The sequence below is a fragment of the Bacillus haikouensis genome (genome assembly GCF_013179555.1).
Lineage (GTDB): Bacteria > Bacillota > Bacilli > Bacillales > Bacillaceae_B > Rossellomorea > Rossellomorea haikouensis_A.
This window is the reverse complement of sequence record NZ_JABMCR010000528.1, coordinates 1-1402: the sequence shown is the minus strand read 5'-3', so window position 1 is coordinate 1402 and position 1402 is coordinate 1. Positions and strand designations below refer to the sequence as shown.

Sequence of the window (1402 nt, the reverse complement as noted above, 5' to 3'; positions counted from 1 at the left end):
TATGTGCGGAAGGGATAAGTGCTGAAAGCATCTAAGCATGAAGCCCCCCTCGAGATGAGATTTCCCATCACTTTATGTGAGTAAGATCCCTAGAAGATGACTAGGTAGATAGGTCAGAGGTGGAAGCGTGGCGACATGTGGAGCTGACTGATACTAATCGATCGAGGACTTAACCAAACGAAAAAGCGGAGGCGGCTCGTTCAGAGACGACAAGCATTTTCGGGGCAAACAGATAGGGTGTTCTTCCCTCAGCTGATTGATCCGGAAATGACCTCGAGTCTCTAGCCGCCGGAGCTGGATTAATACGATACCGGTATTCTTGACATCAATCAATTCTTTATCTAGTTTTCAGGGAATAAAATTCAAATTAACACTTGAAATTTTCTCTGAAAAAGTTATAATAATACTTGTCCTTAAAAAGGATAACAGTCTGGTGACTATGGCGAAGAGGTCACACCCGTTCCCATGCCGAACACGGAAGTTAAGCTCTTCAGCGCCGATGGTAGTTGGGGGCTCTCCCCCTGTGAGAGTAGGACGTCGCCAGGCAGACATATGGAGGATTAGCTCAGCTGGGAGAGCATCTGCCTTACAAGCAGAGGGTCGGCGGTTCGATCCCGTCATCCTCCACCATGTTTTTTTTATGAAGCAACAGCGGAGTGAAATAAACATATATAATGTATTACTATGCTTCAAAAGCAATTTTTTTACAGACAAGCCTTGATGAACAATTCAATATGCCGGTGTAGCTCAACTGGTAGAGCAACTGACTTGTAATCAGTAGGTTGGGGGTTCAAGTCCTCTTGCCGGCACCATTATGGTTTTACTCATTATATTAATGAGCCATTAGCTCAGTTGGTAGAGCATCTGACTTTTAATCAGAGGGTCGAAGGTTCGAGTCCTTCATGGCTCACCATAGATTTTTGCAAAAGGCAAAATATCTAACATTTTCATGCGGGTGTGGCGGAATTGGCAGACGCACCAGACTTAGGATCTGGCGCCGCAAGGCGTGGGGGTTCAAGTCCCTTCACCCGCACCATATCTGCGGAAGTAGTTCAGTGGTAGAACACCACCTTGCCAAGGTGGGGGTCGCGGGTTCGAATCCCGTCTTCCGCTCCATAAGACTTGCCGGGGTGGCGGAACTGGCAGACGCACAGGACTTAAAATCCTGCGGTAGGTGACTACCGTACCGGTTCGATTCCGGTCCTCGGCACCAAAGATGTTTGCGTTAGCAAAATATCTTTCCTTAATTTGCGAAAGCAAGATAATTGTCTTTAGCTAAATAATCTGCGCCCGTAGCTCAATTGGATAGAGCGTTTGACTACGGATCAAAAGGTTAGGGGTTCGACTCCTCTCGGGCGCGCCATATTTCGGGAAGTAGCTCAGCTTGGTAGAGCACTTGGTT

7 tRNA genes and 2 rRNA genes are annotated in these 1402 nt (G+C 47.2%); all 9 read left to right on the top strand.

Features of this window, described 5'->3' with window-relative positions:
* A 23S ribosomal RNA gene (locus HP456_RS23980) occupies nt 1-177 on the top strand; the annotation flags it as partial.
* A 252-nt stretch (nt 178-429) separates the two neighbouring features.
* A 5S ribosomal RNA gene (rrf, locus tag HP456_RS23975) occupies nt 430-546 on the top strand.
* 8 nt (nt 547-554) lie between these two features.
* Nucleotides 555-630, top strand: a tRNA-Val gene (locus tag HP456_RS23970).
* A 106-nt stretch (nt 631-736) separates the two neighbouring features.
* A tRNA-Thr gene (locus HP456_RS23965) sits at nt 737-812 on the top strand.
* 25 nt (nt 813-837) lie between these two features.
* Nucleotides 838-913, top strand: a tRNA-Lys gene (locus tag HP456_RS23960).
* Nucleotides 914-951: 38 nt separating this feature from the next.
* Nucleotides 952-1036 (top strand) — tRNA-Leu (locus HP456_RS23955).
* 5 nt (nt 1037-1041) lie between these two features.
* A tRNA-Gly gene (locus HP456_RS23950) sits at nt 1042-1116 on the top strand.
* Between the two features lie 8 nt (nt 1117-1124).
* Nucleotides 1125-1213, top strand: a tRNA-Leu gene (locus HP456_RS23945).
* 73 nt (nt 1214-1286) lie between these two features.
* Nucleotides 1287-1363 (top strand) — tRNA-Arg (locus HP456_RS23940).
* The last annotated feature ends 39 nt before the right edge of the window (nt 1364-1402 follow it).